The 14,398-nt window shown below is 74.2% G+C and carries 10 protein-coding genes and 1 pseudogene; 10 read left to right on the forward strand and 1 reads right to left on the reverse strand.

Annotated features, from left to right (window positions below; all coding sequences use genetic code 11):
• Window position 1 precedes the first annotated feature (1 nt).
• The 10 genes from ABD143_RS36085 to fxlM all read left to right on the forward strand — a co-directional run bounded on the left by ABD143_RS36085 (window position 2) and on the right by fxlM (window position 12,224).
• Window positions 2-877, forward strand: a complete 876-nt coding sequence (locus ABD143_RS36085; protein WP_343987645.1) for an ABC transporter permease — start codon at window positions 2-4, stop codon at window positions 875-877.
• Complete coding sequence (locus ABD143_RS36090) at window positions 874-2,193, forward strand: amidohydrolase family protein (RefSeq protein WP_343987648.1); 1,320 nt, start codon at window positions 874-876, stop codon at window positions 2,191-2,193. Before ABD143_RS36085 ends, ABD143_RS36090 begins: the two co-directional genes overlap by 4 nt.
• A gap of 17 nt (window positions 2,194-2,210) precedes the next feature.
• A complete protein-coding gene (locus ABD143_RS36095; protein ID WP_343987651.1) occupies window positions 2,211-3,197 on the forward strand; it encodes an isopenicillin N synthase family dioxygenase in 987 nt (328 codons plus the stop codon).
• A gap of 196 nt (window positions 3,198-3,393) precedes the next feature.
• Window positions 3,394-4,197: a TIGR03936 family radical SAM-associated protein gene (locus ABD143_RS36100; RefSeq protein ID WP_343987654.1), complete on the forward strand. Its 804-nt coding sequence runs from the start codon at window positions 3,394-3,396 to the stop codon at window positions 4,195-4,197.
• Between the two features lie 180 nt (window positions 4,198-4,377).
• Entirely contained in the window at window positions 4,378-7,539 is a 3,162-nt protein-coding gene (locus ABD143_RS36105; RefSeq protein WP_343987657.1) for a translation initiation factor IF-2 N-terminal domain-containing protein, read from the forward strand.
• 128 nt (window positions 7,540-7,667) lie between these two features.
• Window positions 7,668-7,976, forward strand: coding sequence for a 50S ribosomal protein L21 (rplU, locus tag ABD143_RS36110; protein ID WP_343987660.1), 309 nt, complete (start codon window positions 7,668-7,670; stop codon window positions 7,974-7,976).
• An 11-nt stretch (window positions 7,977-7,987) separates the two neighbouring features.
• Window positions 7,988-8,245, forward strand: a complete 258-nt coding sequence (gene rpmA / locus ABD143_RS36115; protein ID WP_343987663.1) for a 50S ribosomal protein L27 — start codon at window positions 7,988-7,990, stop codon at window positions 8,243-8,245.
• Between the two features lie 76 nt (window positions 8,246-8,321).
• Complete coding sequence (gene obgE / locus ABD143_RS36120; protein ID WP_343987666.1) at window positions 8,322-9,797, forward strand: GTPase ObgE; 1,476 nt, start codon at window positions 8,322-8,324, stop codon at window positions 9,795-9,797.
• The gene (proB, locus tag ABD143_RS36125; RefSeq protein WP_343987669.1) at window positions 9,797-10,927 is read left to right on the forward strand and encodes a glutamate 5-kinase; all 1,131 of its coding nucleotides are present in this window, start codon (window positions 9,797-9,799) and stop codon (window positions 10,925-10,927) included. Before obgE ends, proB begins: the two co-directional genes overlap by 1 nt.
• Before the next feature lie 52 nt (window positions 10,928-10,979).
• On the forward strand, window positions 10,980-12,224 hold the full coding sequence (gene fxlM / locus ABD143_RS36130; protein ID WP_343987672.1) for a methyltransferase, FxLD system: 1,245 nt from the start codon (window positions 10,980-10,982) through the stop codon (window positions 12,222-12,224).
• Window positions 12,225-12,237: 13 nt separating this feature from the next.
• Here fxlM and ABD143_RS36135 read toward each other — a convergent pair.
• A pseudogene (locus tag ABD143_RS36135) lies at window positions 12,238-14,345 on the reverse strand (RecQ family ATP-dependent DNA helicase).
• Window positions 14,346-14,398: the final 53 nt, after the last annotated feature.

A 14,398-nucleotide genomic window follows, 5' to 3' on the forward strand; every position in this document is an offset into this window, starting at 1 on the left:
CATGGACACCCTGTTCACCCTCGCCACGCTCGCGGCGGCGGTCCGGCTCGCGATCCCGGTGGCCGTGGCCGCGCTGGGCGAGGTGGTGACCGAGCGGTCGGGCGTGCTCAATCTGGGGCTCGAAGGCACGATGCTCTTCGGCGCGCTCGCCGGGTACCTGGCCACCCTCGCCACCGGCTCCCCTTGGATCGGGCTCGGCGCGGGCCTCGGCGCCGGAGCGGGCTGCGGCGCACTGCTGGCGCTGCTCATGGTGGTGGTGCGGGCCGACCAGATCGTCACCGGGCTGGCGTTCACGCTGTTCGCGGGCTCGGCCACCACCTACCTCTTCGAGCTCTCGTACACGATCGGGCAGCCACCGCCGCGGATCGAGAGCCTGTCGATGGTGCCGCTCGTCGTGATCGTGCTCGTGGTGCTGGTGGCGGTGTGGTTCCTGCTGACCCGGACGTCCGCCGGGCTCGTGCTGAGCGCAGCGGGGGAGGCGCCCGCCGCCGCGGACGCGCTCGGCTACCGCGTCGCCCGCGTGCGCGCGGCGGCCACCGTCGCCGGCAGCGCGCTCGCCGGGCTCGCGGGCGCGATGCTCGTCTGCGGGCCGCTCGGGCTCTTCGTTCAGAACGTCACGGCAGGGCGTGGGTGGGTGGCGCTCGCGCTGGTCGTCTTTGCGCGCTGGCGTCCCGGCCGGGCGGTGGCGGGCGCGCTGCTCTTCGGGCTCTGCGACGCCGCCCAGTTGCGCCTGCAGGGCACGGCCACGCAGATCCCGTACGAGGTCTTCCTGGCGCTGCCGTACGTGGTGACGCTGCTCGCGCTGATGGTGCGCGCCCGGCGCAGCGGCACCCCCGCCGCGCTCGCCGTGCCGTTCGTTCGAGGGCCGGCCAGATGATTCCCGACCTGCGGATCGGCCCCGCGCTGGTCGTCCCGGTGACGGCGCCGCCGCTGCGCGGGTACGTCGAGGTCACGGCCGGGGCGATCAGCCACGTCGGCGCCGCGCCGACGGCCGGACGGGCGGTGGAGACCGTCGAGGCGCGGGACCGGATCGTCATCCCCGCGCTGGTCAACACCCACTGCCACACGAGCCAGCAGCTCGGGCGCGGCCTCGGCGACGACGTCGGGCTGCTCACCTGGCTGCACGACCGGATCTGGCCCTACGAGCTGGCCCTGGAGGAGTCCGACGCGGAGCTCTCGGCACTGGTCTGCGCCATCGAGCAGATCCGCAACGGCTGCACGCTGCTCGCCGACCCCGGCGGCCGCCACGTCGACGGGATGGCCCGCGGGATCGCGGCTGCGGGAATCCGGGCGCTGCTCGGACGCAGCGCGATGGACTCCGGCGACGGGCGGCCCGACGGCGACCGCGAGACGACCGCCGAGGTGCTCGACGCCCAGGACGAGCTGGCCGATCGCTGGCACGGGGTGGGCCTGCTGCGCTTCTCCTACACGCTCCGGACGATCTTCAACTGCACGGACGAGCTCGTCACGGCCACGATGGAGCGGGCGCGGGCGCTCGGCACCGTAGCGCAGATGCACGTGGCCGAGGTGCCGGAGGAGAACTCGCACGCGGTCGCGACCCGGGGCGCCACAACCGTCCGGCACCTGGACCGGCTCGGCGCCCTCGGGCCCGACCTGCTCGCCGTGCACGCCACCTGGGTGGACGACGAGGAGATCGCGCTGCTCGCCGAGCGCGGCTGTCCGGTGTCGCACAACGCGGCATCCAACCTCAAGATCCTCGGCAGCCCCCGCGTCGCCGACATGCTCGACGCGGGGGTGCTCGTCGGGCTCGGCACCGACGGGGCCCCGTCCAACAACCGGATGAGCATGATCGACGAGATGTGGCTCGCGGCCATCGTCCAGAAGGGGCTGCGCCGTGACCCGACCGTGCTCCCGGCGGACGCGGTGTTCCGGATGGCGACGGCCGACGGCGCCGCCGCGCTCGGAATGGCGGACGTCGTCGGGGCGATCGAGGTGGGCAGGCGAGCGGACCTCGTGGTTCTCGACCCGTTCACGCCGAACTTCGCCACCGCGGCCGACCCCGTCGCCGCGCTGGTGACCGCACTCAAGTCGGAGAATGTCGAGTCCGTCCTGTGCGACGGCGAGTGGGTGCTGCGCGACCGGTGCATCACCCGCGTCGACGAGGCGGCGGTGCTCGCCGAGGCCGCCGGCCGGGCAGCCGCGGTGCGCCGCCGCGCCGGTCTGCTCACCTGACACCGGAAGGGAACACCGTGACCGAGAGCCTGCCCACCGTCGACGTCAGCTCCTTCGCCACCGGCGTCCCGCCGAGCCCCGAGCAGGACGCGACCGCCGCCGAGATCGACCGGATCTGCCGCGAGACCGGCTTCTTCCTGATCACCGGCCACGGCGTGGACCCGCAGGTCAAGACCACGATGATGGATGCGATGCAGGACTTCTTCTCCCGTCCGCTCGACGAGAAGCTCGCGATCGCGATCGGCAACTCGCCCTGCCACCGCGGGTACGTCGCGATCGCCGCGGAGACCCTCGACGAGGACACGGCGGGCGACCTCAAGGAGTCGCTCGACACCGGCGGCGAGCACGGCCCCGACCACCCCGAGGTGCAGGCGGGCGTGCCGATGTTCGGGCCCAACCAGTTCCCACCCGACCCGGCGTTCCGCGCCGCGTGGGAGGCATACCGCGCGCAGGCGATCGAGGCTGCGCGGCGCGTGCAGCGGGCGATGGCCCGCGCGCTCGGCCAGCACGACGAGTTCCTGCTCGACCGGCCCGGCGGCGAGGTGATGTACCACCTGCGTCACCTGCACTACCCGCCGCAGGACGCCGTGACCCCCGGCCCCGACCAGCTCGGCTGTGGCGCACACACCGACTACGGCACCGTCACCCTGCTCGCCGACGACGGGGTCGGCGGGCTGCAGGTGATGCGGCGCGACGGCGCCTGGATCGAGGTCGAGGTTCCCGCGGACCGGCTCGTGGTGAACATCGGCGACCTCATGGCGATCTGGACGAACGACCGCTGGGTCTCCAACCCGCACCGCGTGGTGAACCCGCCACACACCGACCGCTACTCCATGCCGCTCTTCGTCACCCCGCCGTTCCACGCGCAGATCAGCTGCCTGCCCGCGTGCCTGGAGGCGGGGGAGGAGCCGAGGTACGCGCCGCAGGAGGCGGGGGCGTACCTGATGAGCCGGATCGACGCGACCCACAGCTACCGCAACCCGTTGCTGGCCGCCAACGCCTGACACCCCGGGCCTGACACCCCCGGCCGGCCCCAGGCTCTGCACACATATACGCGTCCATCGTCGGCCGGCCCGCCGGTGAGATTCGCACCAGGGCTTTTGGATCTTGCTCTGATGGCGCTGGCGTGCATCTCACGGCCGCCCGGTGCGTATGTGTGTGCAGAGCCTGCGGTTGCAGCCGCGCCCCTAGACTCAGCCCATGGCTCGTGTGCGGCCCGGAGAAGCCGCCAATCCCGCTCCGCCCACCGTGCAGCGCGTCCGGCTGCGGTTCGCGAAGCGGGGCAGGCTGCGTTTCCTCTCCCACCGCGACGTGGCCCGCAGCTTCGAGCGCGCGGTCCGGCGGGCCGGGATACCGGTCGCGCACTCGCACGGGTTCAACCCGCACCCGCGGATGTCGTGGGTCGGCGCGGCGCCCACCGGCTCCGCGAGCGAGGCGGAGTACCTGGAGATCGGCCTGACCCGCCAGGTCGAGCCCGCGGCGCTGGCCACCGCACTCGACGCTGCCCTGCCCGACGGACTCGACGTCCTCGCCGCTGCCGAGGCCGAGGGCGCCGCGCTCGCCGAGCGGATCGACGCGAGCCGCTGGCGGCTCGAACTGCCCGGTGTTGAGCCCGCCGAACTGCGCTCGGCGCTCGCCGCGCTGATCGCCCAGGATTCGGTTGTGGTCGAACGCGTCACACCCTCGGGACGGCGGCACATCGACGTCAGGGCCGCTCTCGTGCGGGCCGATGTACTCGACGAGGGGGTCGAGAGCGGCGTCCCGACGGGTGCCTCCGCTTCCACGCCCCCCGGTCGGGCGCGAGTCTGTGCGATAATGAGCGCGGTCGTGCGGCAGACGACACCCGCCGTTCGACCCGACGACGTGTTGGGTGCACTCGACGTTGTCGCAGGCCTCAAACTGCCGGTGCCCGCGAAGGCGACCCGGATGGCGCAGGGCCTGCTCGACCGTCAAGGGGACCTGCGCGATCCTCTCGGCTCTGACCGGGTCACCACCCGGGCCTGAGCGAGGAGGCTCGCGTCCCGGCGCACCGGCCCTTGCCGGTGCCGGCTCGCCGTCGAGGACGACCCGCCCCCCGGGGTGGAGCGAGACAAGGATTGCTCGTCGCGCACCGCGCGGAGAGAGAACTGCACGTGCCCCTGCGCGGCCGCCTCTACCGGAGGCGCCCGGGGGCGGAGGAGCTGGATGTCGAATAACGATTCGCCCGCCGGTGGTCCCGGCGGGCCGGTCACCGTACCCCCCATGGATGACCTCCCGGAAAGGATGCGAGTGCACGCGCTCGCGAAGCTGCTGTCGCGCACGAGCCGTGAGATCCTCGCGGCACTCGCCGGGCTCGGTCTCGACGTCCGCAGCGCCCAGTCCAGCATCGACCGCAAGGCCGCCGAGCAGGTGGTCACGGCGCTGGCCCCCGGCTCCGACACCACCGCCGAGCGGGCGTCCGCGCCACCCGCCGCCCCGGCCGAGGACGCCCCCGCCGCCGAGTCCAGCGCCCCGCTCGCGCCGCTGTTCGCGCCGCCCACACCGCTGTTCCAGCCGCCGACGCGCCCGTCGCGCTTCCGCCGCAGGGCCGCCGAAGCCGACGCCCCCACTCCTGAGCCGGAGAAGCCCGAGCAGCTCCCGTCCTCCGCGGCGGAGGACACCCCGGAGCCGCAGGCCCCCGACGCCGACATCGACGGCGACGGCGACGGCGACGGCGACGATGCCGGCCGCAGGCGCAGGCGCCGTGGCCGTCGTGGCCGTGGCCGTGGCCGCGGTGCCGACGGCTACGACGACGAGAACGACGAGAACGGCGACGACGCCGAGGACACCCAGTCCGACGCGGCGTCCGACGGTGAGTCCGCGTCCGACGAGGACGCCGACACCGACGCCGACGCCGACGCCGAGCAGGACACCGACGCCGAGGACGACGACGAAGGCGCTCAGGCCGATGGCGAGACCGCAGGCTCGCGGCGCCGCCGCCGCAGGCGCCGCCGCCGCGGCTCGGACGACAACGACGCCGCCGCCGACGACTCCGACGGCACCCCCACCGTCACCCGGGTCCGCGCCCCGCGGGAGCGCAGCGACGACGAGGGCGACGGCGTGCAGAGCGTCCGGGGCTCCACCCGGCTGGAGGCCAAGCGCCAGCGCCGCCGTGACGGCCGCGACGCGGGCCGCAGGCGCACGCCGATCCTGTCCGAGGCCGAGTTCCTCGCCCGCCGCGAGTCCGTCGACCGCGCGATGGTCGTGCGCGAGCACGGCGACCGCGTCGAGATCGCGGTGCTGGAGGACGACGTGCTCGTCGAGCACTTCGTCGCAGGTCGCAACGGCGGCTCGATGGTCGGCAACATCTACCTCGGCCGCGTCCAGAACGTGCTGCCCAGCATGGAGGCCGCGTTCGTCGACATCGGCCGCGGCCGCAACGCCGTGCTGTACGCCGGTGAGGTCGACTGGGACGCCGCCGGGCTCGGCGGCAAGGCCCGCCGCATCGAGCAGGCGCTTTCCAGCGGCGACAGCGTGCTGGTGCAGGTCACGAAGGACCCCATCGGCCACAAGGGCGCCCGGCTCACCACGCAGATCAGCCTGGCCGGCCGGTTCCTCGTCTACGTGCCCTCCGGCGGCGCAGCAGGCATCAGCCGCAAGCTGCCCGACGTCGAGCGCAAGCGGCTCAAGGACATGCTCAAGGAGATCGTCCCCAGCGAGGCCGGGGTGATCATCCGCACCGCGTCGGAGGGCGTGAGCCAGGAGGCGCTCGAACGCGACGTCCGGCGCCTGCAGGCGCAGTGGGAGGTCGTCAAGGGTAAGGCGGAGACCACCGGCCCCAACCGGCCCAAGGCGCCCACCCTGCTCTACGAGGAGCCCGACCTGCTCCTGAAGGTCGTGCGCGACCAGTTCAACGAGGACTTCTCCCGGCTCGTCGTCGAGGGCGCCGACGCGTGGGACACCCTGCAGAACTACGTCGGGCACGTCGCGCCGGAGCTGGCCGGGCGGCTGCACCGGCACGTCGGGCCGAAGGACGTGTTCGCCGAGTACCGCATCGACGAGCAGCTGCTCAAGGCGCTCGACCGCAAGGTGTGGCTGCCCTCGGGCGGCACCCTCGTGATCGACCGCACCGAGGCGATGACGGTCATCGACGTCAACACGGGCAAGTTCACGGGGTCCGGCGGCAACCTCGAGGAGACCGTCACCCGCAACAATCTCGAGGCGGCCGAGGAGGTCGTGCGCCAGCTCCGCCTGCGCGACATCGGCGGCATCATCGTCGTCGACTTCATCGACATGGTGCTCGAGGCCAACCGCGACCTCGTGCTGCGGCGGCTCACTGAGTGCCTGGCCCGTGACCGCACGCGGCACCAGGTCGCCGAGGTCACCTCGCTCGGGCTCGTGCAGATGACCCGCAAGCGCGTCGGCGGCGGACTGCTGGAGCACTTCTCCACGCCGTGCGAGCACTGCCGCGGCCGCGGCGTGATCGTCGACGCCGACCTGGCCGGCAACGGCAACGGGCACACCAACGGGCACACCGCCGGGCACCCGAACGGCCACGCGGATCGGGGCGACCGCTCCGACCGCGACGGCCGCCGCTCGCGGCGCGGCAAGCGCGGCGACGACGACCGCGGTGAGCGGGGCGGCCGTGACCGGCAGACCTCGGAGGGCGAGCCGGACGGCGTGGGCCGGGGCCGGCCCGATCTGCCCGCCCCCGCCGACCCGGATGCCTCCGTCGACGTCGGCGCGCCCGATCCGATGGTGGAGGCGCCCGCCGAGGCCGTTGTGGAGGCCTCGGTCGTCGCGCCGGAGCCTTCGGTCGCCGAGGCCCCGGCCGCCCCGATCGTTGACGTGCAGCCCCCGGCGGTCGAGACGCCGGTCGGTGGCAGCCGGCGGGTCCGCAGGCGCGGCGGCGCGGTCGCGAGCGCCCCGGCGGAAAGTCAGGTCGATGTGGCCGCCGACGCCGTCGAGGAGGTTGTCGTCGAGCGGTCGGTGGCGGAACGGGCCGAGGAGGCCAGGTCCGACGCCGCTCAGAACGGCGTCCCGGCCGACGCTCCCGCAGCCGACGTTCCTGGGGCCGTCGCTCCCGAGGCCACCGACGATGAGGAGCCGGCCCCGCGGCCGCGCGCCCGTCGCCGGGGCCGGGTCACCCGCACGGCCGGTGCTCCGGTCACGGCCGACGGAGACGCGCCGGTGGCCGTGGTCCTCACGGTGCCTGCGCCGTCGGCCGCGGACGCGACGGCGACGGACATCGCGGTGGAACCCGCTGTGCCCGTCTCGGCGCCGCCACAGCCCGAGCCCACCGGAGCCACCCGTCCCCGGCGCGCCCGCCGGGCGGCGTCCCGGCCTGCCGGCCCGCCGGCGGAGACGGCTGCGGGAGACGACGCCTGACCCCAAACGCTGTCCCCCTACCAGTGCGTTATCCTGGATGAGGTTCGCCGCGCCCCGCCCGTCGGTGGCAGCGGCCCGCGTAGGGGTGACCCTGCACTTCGTCCCCGAGCTTCAGGAGCAGTGCGTCGATGTACGCGATCGTCAAGACCGGCGGCAAGCAGTACAAGGTGGCCGTCGACGATGTGCTCACCGTCGAGAAGATCGACGGTGAGCCCGGCGCCGAGGTGACGTTCCCGGCCGTGCTCCTGGTGGACGGCGGCGATGTCACCACCGACGCGGACGCCCTGGCCGCCGCCTCGATCACCGCCACGGTGGTCGAGCACACCAAGGGCCCGAAGATTCGCATCCACAAGTTCAAGAACAAGACCGGGTACCACAAGCGTCAGGGGCACCGTCAGCCTCTGACCAAGGTCCAGGTCACCGGCATCGCGAAGTAGGAGACGCAGCCATGGCTCACAAGAAGGGTGCGTCCAGCTCGCGCAACGGGCGCGACTCCAACGCACAGCGCCTCGGCGTGAAGCGCTTCGGCGGTCAGGTCGTCAACGCGGGCGAGATCCTCGTCCGCCAACGCGGCACCAAGTTCCACCCCGGCGACGGCGTCGGCCGCGGCAGCGACGACACGCTGTTCGCCCTCGTCGAGGGTGCGGTCGAGTTCGGCTACGCCCGCGGCCGCAGGGTCATCAACGTGGTCCCGGCGCAGGTCTGAGGCCTGCACCGAGTACAACCTGACAACGGCGGGCCGCCCTGGTGGTGGCCCGCCGTTGTCGTGTGAGGAGAAGTCGATGTCGAGGTTCGTGGACCGCGTGGTGCTACACGCCACCGCGGGGGCGGGCGGCAACGGCTGCGCCTCCGTGCACCGCGAGAAGTTCAAGCCGCTCGGCGGGCCCGACGGGGGCAACGGGGGGCGCGGCGGTTCGATTGTGCTCGTCGTCGACTCCGGCGTGCACACGCTGCTCGACTTCCACCACCGCCCGCACGCCATGGCGCGCAACGGCAAGCAGGGACAGGGCGGGTTCCGCGCCGGTGCGAGCGCCGAGGATCTGGAGCTCGCCGTCCCGGACGGCACCGTCGTGTTCGACGGGCAGGGCACCATCGTCGCCGACCTGACCGGACCGGGCACCCGGTTCGTGGCCGCCGAGGGCGGCCGCGGCGGGCTGGGCAACGCGGCGCTGGCCTCGTCCGCGCGCAAGGCACCGGGGTTCGCGCTGCTCGGTGAGCCGGGGGAGAGCCGCGACCTGGTGCTCGAGCTGCGCTCGATGGCCGACGTCGGGCTGGTCGGGTTCCCGTCCGCAGGCAAGTCGTCACTGGTGGCGGCCCTGTCCGCGGCGCGGCCGAAGATCGCCGACTACCCCTTCACCACACTCGTGCCGCAGCTCGGCGTGGTCAACGCAGGCGAAAACGTCTTCACCGTCGCCGACGTGCCCGGCCTCATCCCGGGCGCGTCCGAGGGCCGCGGTCTCGGGCTGGACTTCCTGCGCCACATCGAACGCACCTCGGTACTCGTGCACGTCGTCGACTGCGCCACCGCCGAGCCCGGCCGCGACCCCGTCTCCGACGTGCAGGCTCTGGAGGACGAGCTCGCCCGCTACACCCCGGCGCTCGGCGGCGAGCTGGCCGACCGGCCCCGGCTGATCGCGCTCAACAAGATCGACGTGCCGGACGCGCGCGACATGGCCGCGCTCGTCGCGCCCGAGCTGGCCGAGCGCTTCGGCTGGCCGGTGCTGACGATCTCCACGGCCACCAGGGAGGGCCTGCGCGAGCTGTCGTTCGCGATGGCGGAGCAGGTGCGTGAGCACCGCGCGGCGCAGCCGATCATCGAGGCAACCCGCATCGTGCTCCGGCCGCAGGCCGTGGACGACGCCGGCTTCACCATCGAGCCCGACCCGGAGCTGCCCGACGGGTTCGTCGTCCGCGGGGCGCGGCCGGAGCGCTGGATCCGGCAGACATCCTTCGAGAACGACGAGGCCGTCGGCTACCTCGCCGACCGGCTGGCCCGCCTCGGGGTGGAGGACGCGCTGGCCAACGCGGGGGCGCGGCCCGGCTGCCCTGTGACGATCGGCGACGTCACGTTCGACTGGGAACCCACCGCCCCCTCCACGATCGCGTCGCTGTCGGGTCGCGGCACCGATCGGCGGCTGGAGCAGAGCAACCGGATCGGCGCGGCGGCACGCAAGGCAGCACGGGCCGACCGGCGTCGCCAGCGCACCGACGAGGAGCTCTTCGCCGGGTCCGACGACTCCGCCGACGACGGGCACTGATGAACGCGCGCGCGCAGCTCGCGGCGGCCCGGCGGGTGGTCGTCAAGGTCGGGTCGTCGTCGCTGACCAGCCTCGACGGGGGCCTCGACCCGCTGCGCCTCGACGCGCTCGTGGACGCGCTCGCAGCCCGCCGCGCGGCGGGTGGCCAGGTGGTGCTCGTGTCGTCCGGCGCCATCGCGGCCGGGCTCGCGCCGCTCGGGCTCGCCCGCCGCCCCCGCGACCTCGCCACCCAGCAGGCCACGGCAGCCGTCGGGCAGCTGCTGCTCGCGCAGGCCTACGCTGCGTCGTTCGGCAGGCACGGGCAGGCGATCGGGCAGGTGCTGCTCACGGCCGACGACATGATCCGCCGCGCCCACTACCGCAATGCCCAGCGCACGCTCGAACGGCTGCTCGGGCTCGGTGTGCTCCCGGTGGTCAACGAGAACGACACGGTGGCCACCGAGGAGATCCGGGTCGGCGACAACGACCGGCTCGCCGCGCTCGTGGCGCATCTCATCGGAGCCGACGGGCTCGTGCTCCTCTCCGACGTCGACGGCCTCTACGACGGCGACCCGCGGCATCCGGGCGCGCGGCTGCTCAGCGACGTCGACGCGCCTTCGGACCTGGAGGCGGTGCGGATCGCGCGCCCCGGGGCGGGCAGCCTGGGCACCGGCGGGATGGCCACCAAGATCACGGCGGCCGCGATGGCGGCGGCGTCGGGCATCCCCGTGCTGCTCGCCGCGGCCGAGGACGTGCCTGCTGCGCTGGACGTCTCCGAGACCGGGCCGAAGGTGGGCACCGCGTTCCGCCCGTCGGGGCGGCGCATGTCGGCCCGGCGGTTCTGGCTGCGGCATGCCGCCGACGTCCGCGGTGCGCTCGACCTCGACGCGGGGGCGGTCGCCGCGGTGATCGACAAGCGCCGGTCGCTCCTCGCCGCGGGAATCCACGGCGTCTCAGGGGACTTCGTGGCCGGTGACGTCGTGGACCTCGTCGGACCGCACGGCGTGGTCGTCGCCCGTGGGGTGGTGGGTTTCGACGCTGCCGAGCTGCCCGAGCTGATCGGCCGCCGCTCGCGCGACCTGGCCCCCGAGCAGCGCCGCGAGGTCGTGCATGCCGACGACCTGGTGCCGCTGCGCTCCGACGCCTCCTGAGCCGAGCCGGCTCCGCTTGTCCGGGCCCACCCTGGCAACGAGACTCGGACGGGTGGTGGCAGACGCCCAGCGCGCCCGCACCCGGATGGTCGACGCCCTGCGCGAGGCCCGCCGGGTGCGCACACCTGCCGTCGAGAACGCCCTACGGAGCGTGCCACGGCACCTGTTCCTCCCCGGGGTCTCCATCGCCGGGGCGTATGCGGACGAGGCCGTGGCCGTGCAGTTCGACGGCCCGATGGCCACCAGTTCGGCGTCGCAGCCGTCGATGGTGGCGATCATGCTGGAGCAGCTCGACCTGCAGCCCGGGCAGCGGGTGCTCGAGGTCGGCGCGGGCACCGGCTACAACGCGGCGCTGATGACCCGGATCGTCGGCCCGGCCGGCCGGGTGACGGCGGTGGACATCGACGAGGAGCTGGTCGACCGGGCCGCTGTCCATCTGGCCTCTGCAGGCGTCGACGAGGTGGAGCTGGTGGCCGGCGACGGCGCCCTCGGCCACCCGCCCGGCGCGCCCTACGACCGGATCGTGCTCACGGTCGGCAGCGATGACGTCCGTCCGGAGTGGGTGGCCCAGCTAGCGCCGCGGGGCCGACTCCTGCTGCCGCTAGCCGTGCGCGGCAGCCAGCTCTCCATCGCGCTCGACCTGGGCCCTGACGGCCTGCTGCGCAGCAGCTCCGTGCGTAGCTGCGCGTTCATCCGCATTCGCGGGGAGGGCGCGAGCGCGGACGCCAGCGTGTGCTTGGAGGGCGTGGGCCTTGCCCTGCACGTGCCTGAGGACGGCCCCGATCCGGACCTCGCCGGGGTGACGGCGGCGCTGGCCGAGCCGGGGGACCTGGTGGCGTCGGCGGTGTCGCTGGGAGCGGTGGACGTGTGGGACGGGTTCGGGCTGTGGCTCGCGCTCACCGAACCGGGGGTGTGCCGGTTGCTGGCGACCCGGGCGGAGACCGGCCTGCCCGACGACCTCCTCCCGCTCGGCGCGACGGGTGGCACGGTGGCGCTCGCCTCCGAGCCGGGGAACCCGCTGCCCGGCATCGCCGCGGTGGTGCCGGTGCCCGGCCAGGAGCGCGGCCGGGGACCGGGCCCGGTGGGAGTTCGCTCGTTCGGCCTGGGTGGCCCGGCCCTGGCCGCCCGCCTGCTCGCCGCGCTGGAACGGTGGGTGGCGGCGGGCAGGCCGGAGGCGATGAACTGGCGGTTCACCGTGGGGCCGCGCCCGCAGGGGCAGCACGAGCGATTGCAGCCGGGAGCGTGTGCGGTGGCGAAACGCCACTGCCAGGTACTGGCGACCCTCCCCCCGCCCTGACCCTCGACCGGGATCAGCCGGACTGGGCCAATGCGAACGGGAGCACAGCCCGGGCGCCGGCGAGGCGGAGCAGGCGGGCGGCCACAGTCATCGTCCAGCCGCTGTCGATCACGTCGTCCACCAGCAGGACCGGGCCGTCCGGTACCGGGAAACCGGGTTCCTCGAACGCCTCCCACACAGCCGCCAGCCGCTGCGGGCTGTTGGCGTGCGCGGCCGGGCGCGGGCCGGCGGGCACGAGCGTGCCGAGCAGGGGGAGCCTGCCGATCTCGGCGATGCGGCGGGCGAGGTGGTCGAGCTGGTGGGGGCGGGTGCGGGAGCCGAGGCCGACCACCCCTACCGGCCGTTCCGCCCAGCCCCACCCGGCGAGCACCCGCACGCTCGCGTCGAGCACGTCCTTGGGCACGGGCGCGTCGGGCAGGTCGGGATCCCCGACGAGCTCGCGCAGCCGCGTGCCCCACCCGATGTCGGAGAGCCGCCCGATCACCCGGCCGGGATCGGCCAGCGCGCCCGCCGGGATGCGGCCGGACGCGCGGACGCCCAGCTCGGCCATCCCGCTCGGCCACTGCTTGCGCGGCGCCACCTCCACACCAGGCCGGGTGATCCGCTCCTCGGCCGCGCCCGCCGCCTCGTCGGCGACCGTGGTGCTCCACGCGGAGCCTGCGCACGTGTCGCAGCGGCCGCACGGGGTGGCGTCCGGGTCGTCGAGCTGGCGGCGCAAAAACACCATCCGGCACTCGCCGGTGTCGATGTAGTCGAGCATCGCCTGCTGCTCGCTCTTGCGGGCCTCGGCGATCCGGCGGTGGCGTTCGCCGTCGTAGACCCATTCCTCGCCGGTGGCGACCCACCCGCCCTTGACGCGCCGGGCGGCGCCGTCGCTGTCGAGCACCTTGAGCAGCATCTCCAGTCGAGTGCGGGAGAGGTCGACCTGCGTCTCGATGGCCGCCGTGGACAGCGTGCCCTCCGCGCCGCCGAGCACGCGCAGCGCCTGGCGCACCAGCGGCTCGGGCGGGAAGGCGAGCGAGGCGAAGTACGCCCAGATGTCGCGGTCCTCGTGGCCGGGCAGGAGCACCACCTCGGCCCGCTCGACGGCGCGGCCGGCGCGTCCGATCTGCTGGTAGTACGCCACCGGTGAGGCCGGCGCCCCGAGGTGCACCACGAACCCGAGATCGGGCTTGTCGAAACCCATGCCGAGGGCGCTCGTGGCGACGAGCGCCTTGACGCGGTTGGCGAGCAGGTCGCCTTCGGCGGCCAGCCGCTCCTCCGGCTCGGTCTTTCCGGTGTAGGAGGCCACGGGGTGGCCGCGCTCGCGCAGGAACTCCGCGACCTCCTCGGCCGCCGCGATCGTCAGCGTGTAGACGATGCCGGCGCCCGGCAGCGTGTCGAGGTGCTCGGCCAGCCAACCGAGCCGCTGCGCGGGCGTGGCCAGCCGCACGACCGACAGCCGCAGGCTCTCCCGGTCGAGCGAGCCGCGCAGGACGAGGGGCTCCCCTGATGCGAGCCCGAGCTGCTCGGTGACGTCGACGACCACCCGGTCGTTGGCCGTGGCGGTGGTGGCGAGCACCGGGATGCCGGCGGGGAGATCAGCGATGAGGGCGCGCAGCCGCCGGTAGTCGGGCCGGAAGTCGTGGCCCCAGTCGGAGACGCAGTGCGCCTCGTCGACCACGAGCATCCCGGCGCTCGCGGTGAGCCGGGGGAGCACGCGGTCGCGGAAGTCGGGGTTGTTGAGCCGCTCCGGGCTCACCAGCAGCACGTCGACCTCACCGGCGTCGACGGCCGCGTACGTGCGCTCCCAGTCGCCGGTGTTGGCGGAGTTGACGGTGGCGGCGTGGATCCCGGCCCGCGCGGCGGCGTCGATCTGGTTGCGCATGAGAGCGAGGAGCGGCGAGACGATCACCGTGGGGCCGGCGCCCTCCGCCCGCAGCAACGCCGTGGCCACGAAGTAGACCGCGGACTTGCCCATCCGGTGCGCTGCACGACCAGCGCGCGCCTGCGCTCGGCGACGAGCGCGTGGATGGCCGTCCACTGGTCCTCGCGCAGGCGCGCGCTCGGCCCCGCCAGCGTGGCGAGCACGGCCTCGGCGCGCTCCCGGAGTCCGGTCTGGGTGGAAGTCACGCCACCCATGGTGGCCGAGCACCCCGACAGCCGGGCGCGCGGGGACGCGCCGCGCCGTCAGG

This window comes from Pseudonocardia aurantiaca (assembly GCF_039526725.1).
Classification (GTDB): Bacteria; Actinomycetota; Actinomycetes; order Mycobacteriales; family Pseudonocardiaceae; genus Pseudonocardia; species Pseudonocardia aurantiaca.

Coding starts and splice junctions, on each gene's coding strand:
- obgE (WP_343987666.1), top strand. CDS start 8,322: ATGTCGAGGTTCGTGGACCGCGTGGTGCTACACGCCACCGCGGGGGCG.
- rpmA (WP_343987663.1), top strand. CDS start 7,988: ATGGCTCACAAGAAGGGTGCGTCCAGCTCGCGCAACGGGCGCGACTCC.
- ABD143_RS36105 (WP_343987657.1), top strand. CDS start 4,378: ATGTCGAATAACGATTCGCCCGCCGGTGGTCCCGGCGGGCCGGTCACC.
- ABD143_RS36090 (WP_343987648.1), top strand. CDS start 874: ATGATTCCCGACCTGCGGATCGGCCCCGCGCTGGTCGTCCCGGTGACG.
- ABD143_RS36100 (WP_343987654.1), top strand. CDS start 3,394: ATGGCTCGTGTGCGGCCCGGAGAAGCCGCCAATCCCGCTCCGCCCACC.
- ABD143_RS36085 (WP_343987645.1), top strand. CDS start 2: ATGGACACCCTGTTCACCCTCGCCACGCTCGCGGCGGCGGTCCGGCTC.
- rplU (WP_343987660.1), top strand. CDS start 7,668: ATGTACGCGATCGTCAAGACCGGCGGCAAGCAGTACAAGGTGGCCGTC.
- proB (WP_343987669.1), top strand. CDS start 9,797: ATGAACGCGCGCGCGCAGCTCGCGGCGGCCCGGCGGGTGGTCGTCAAG.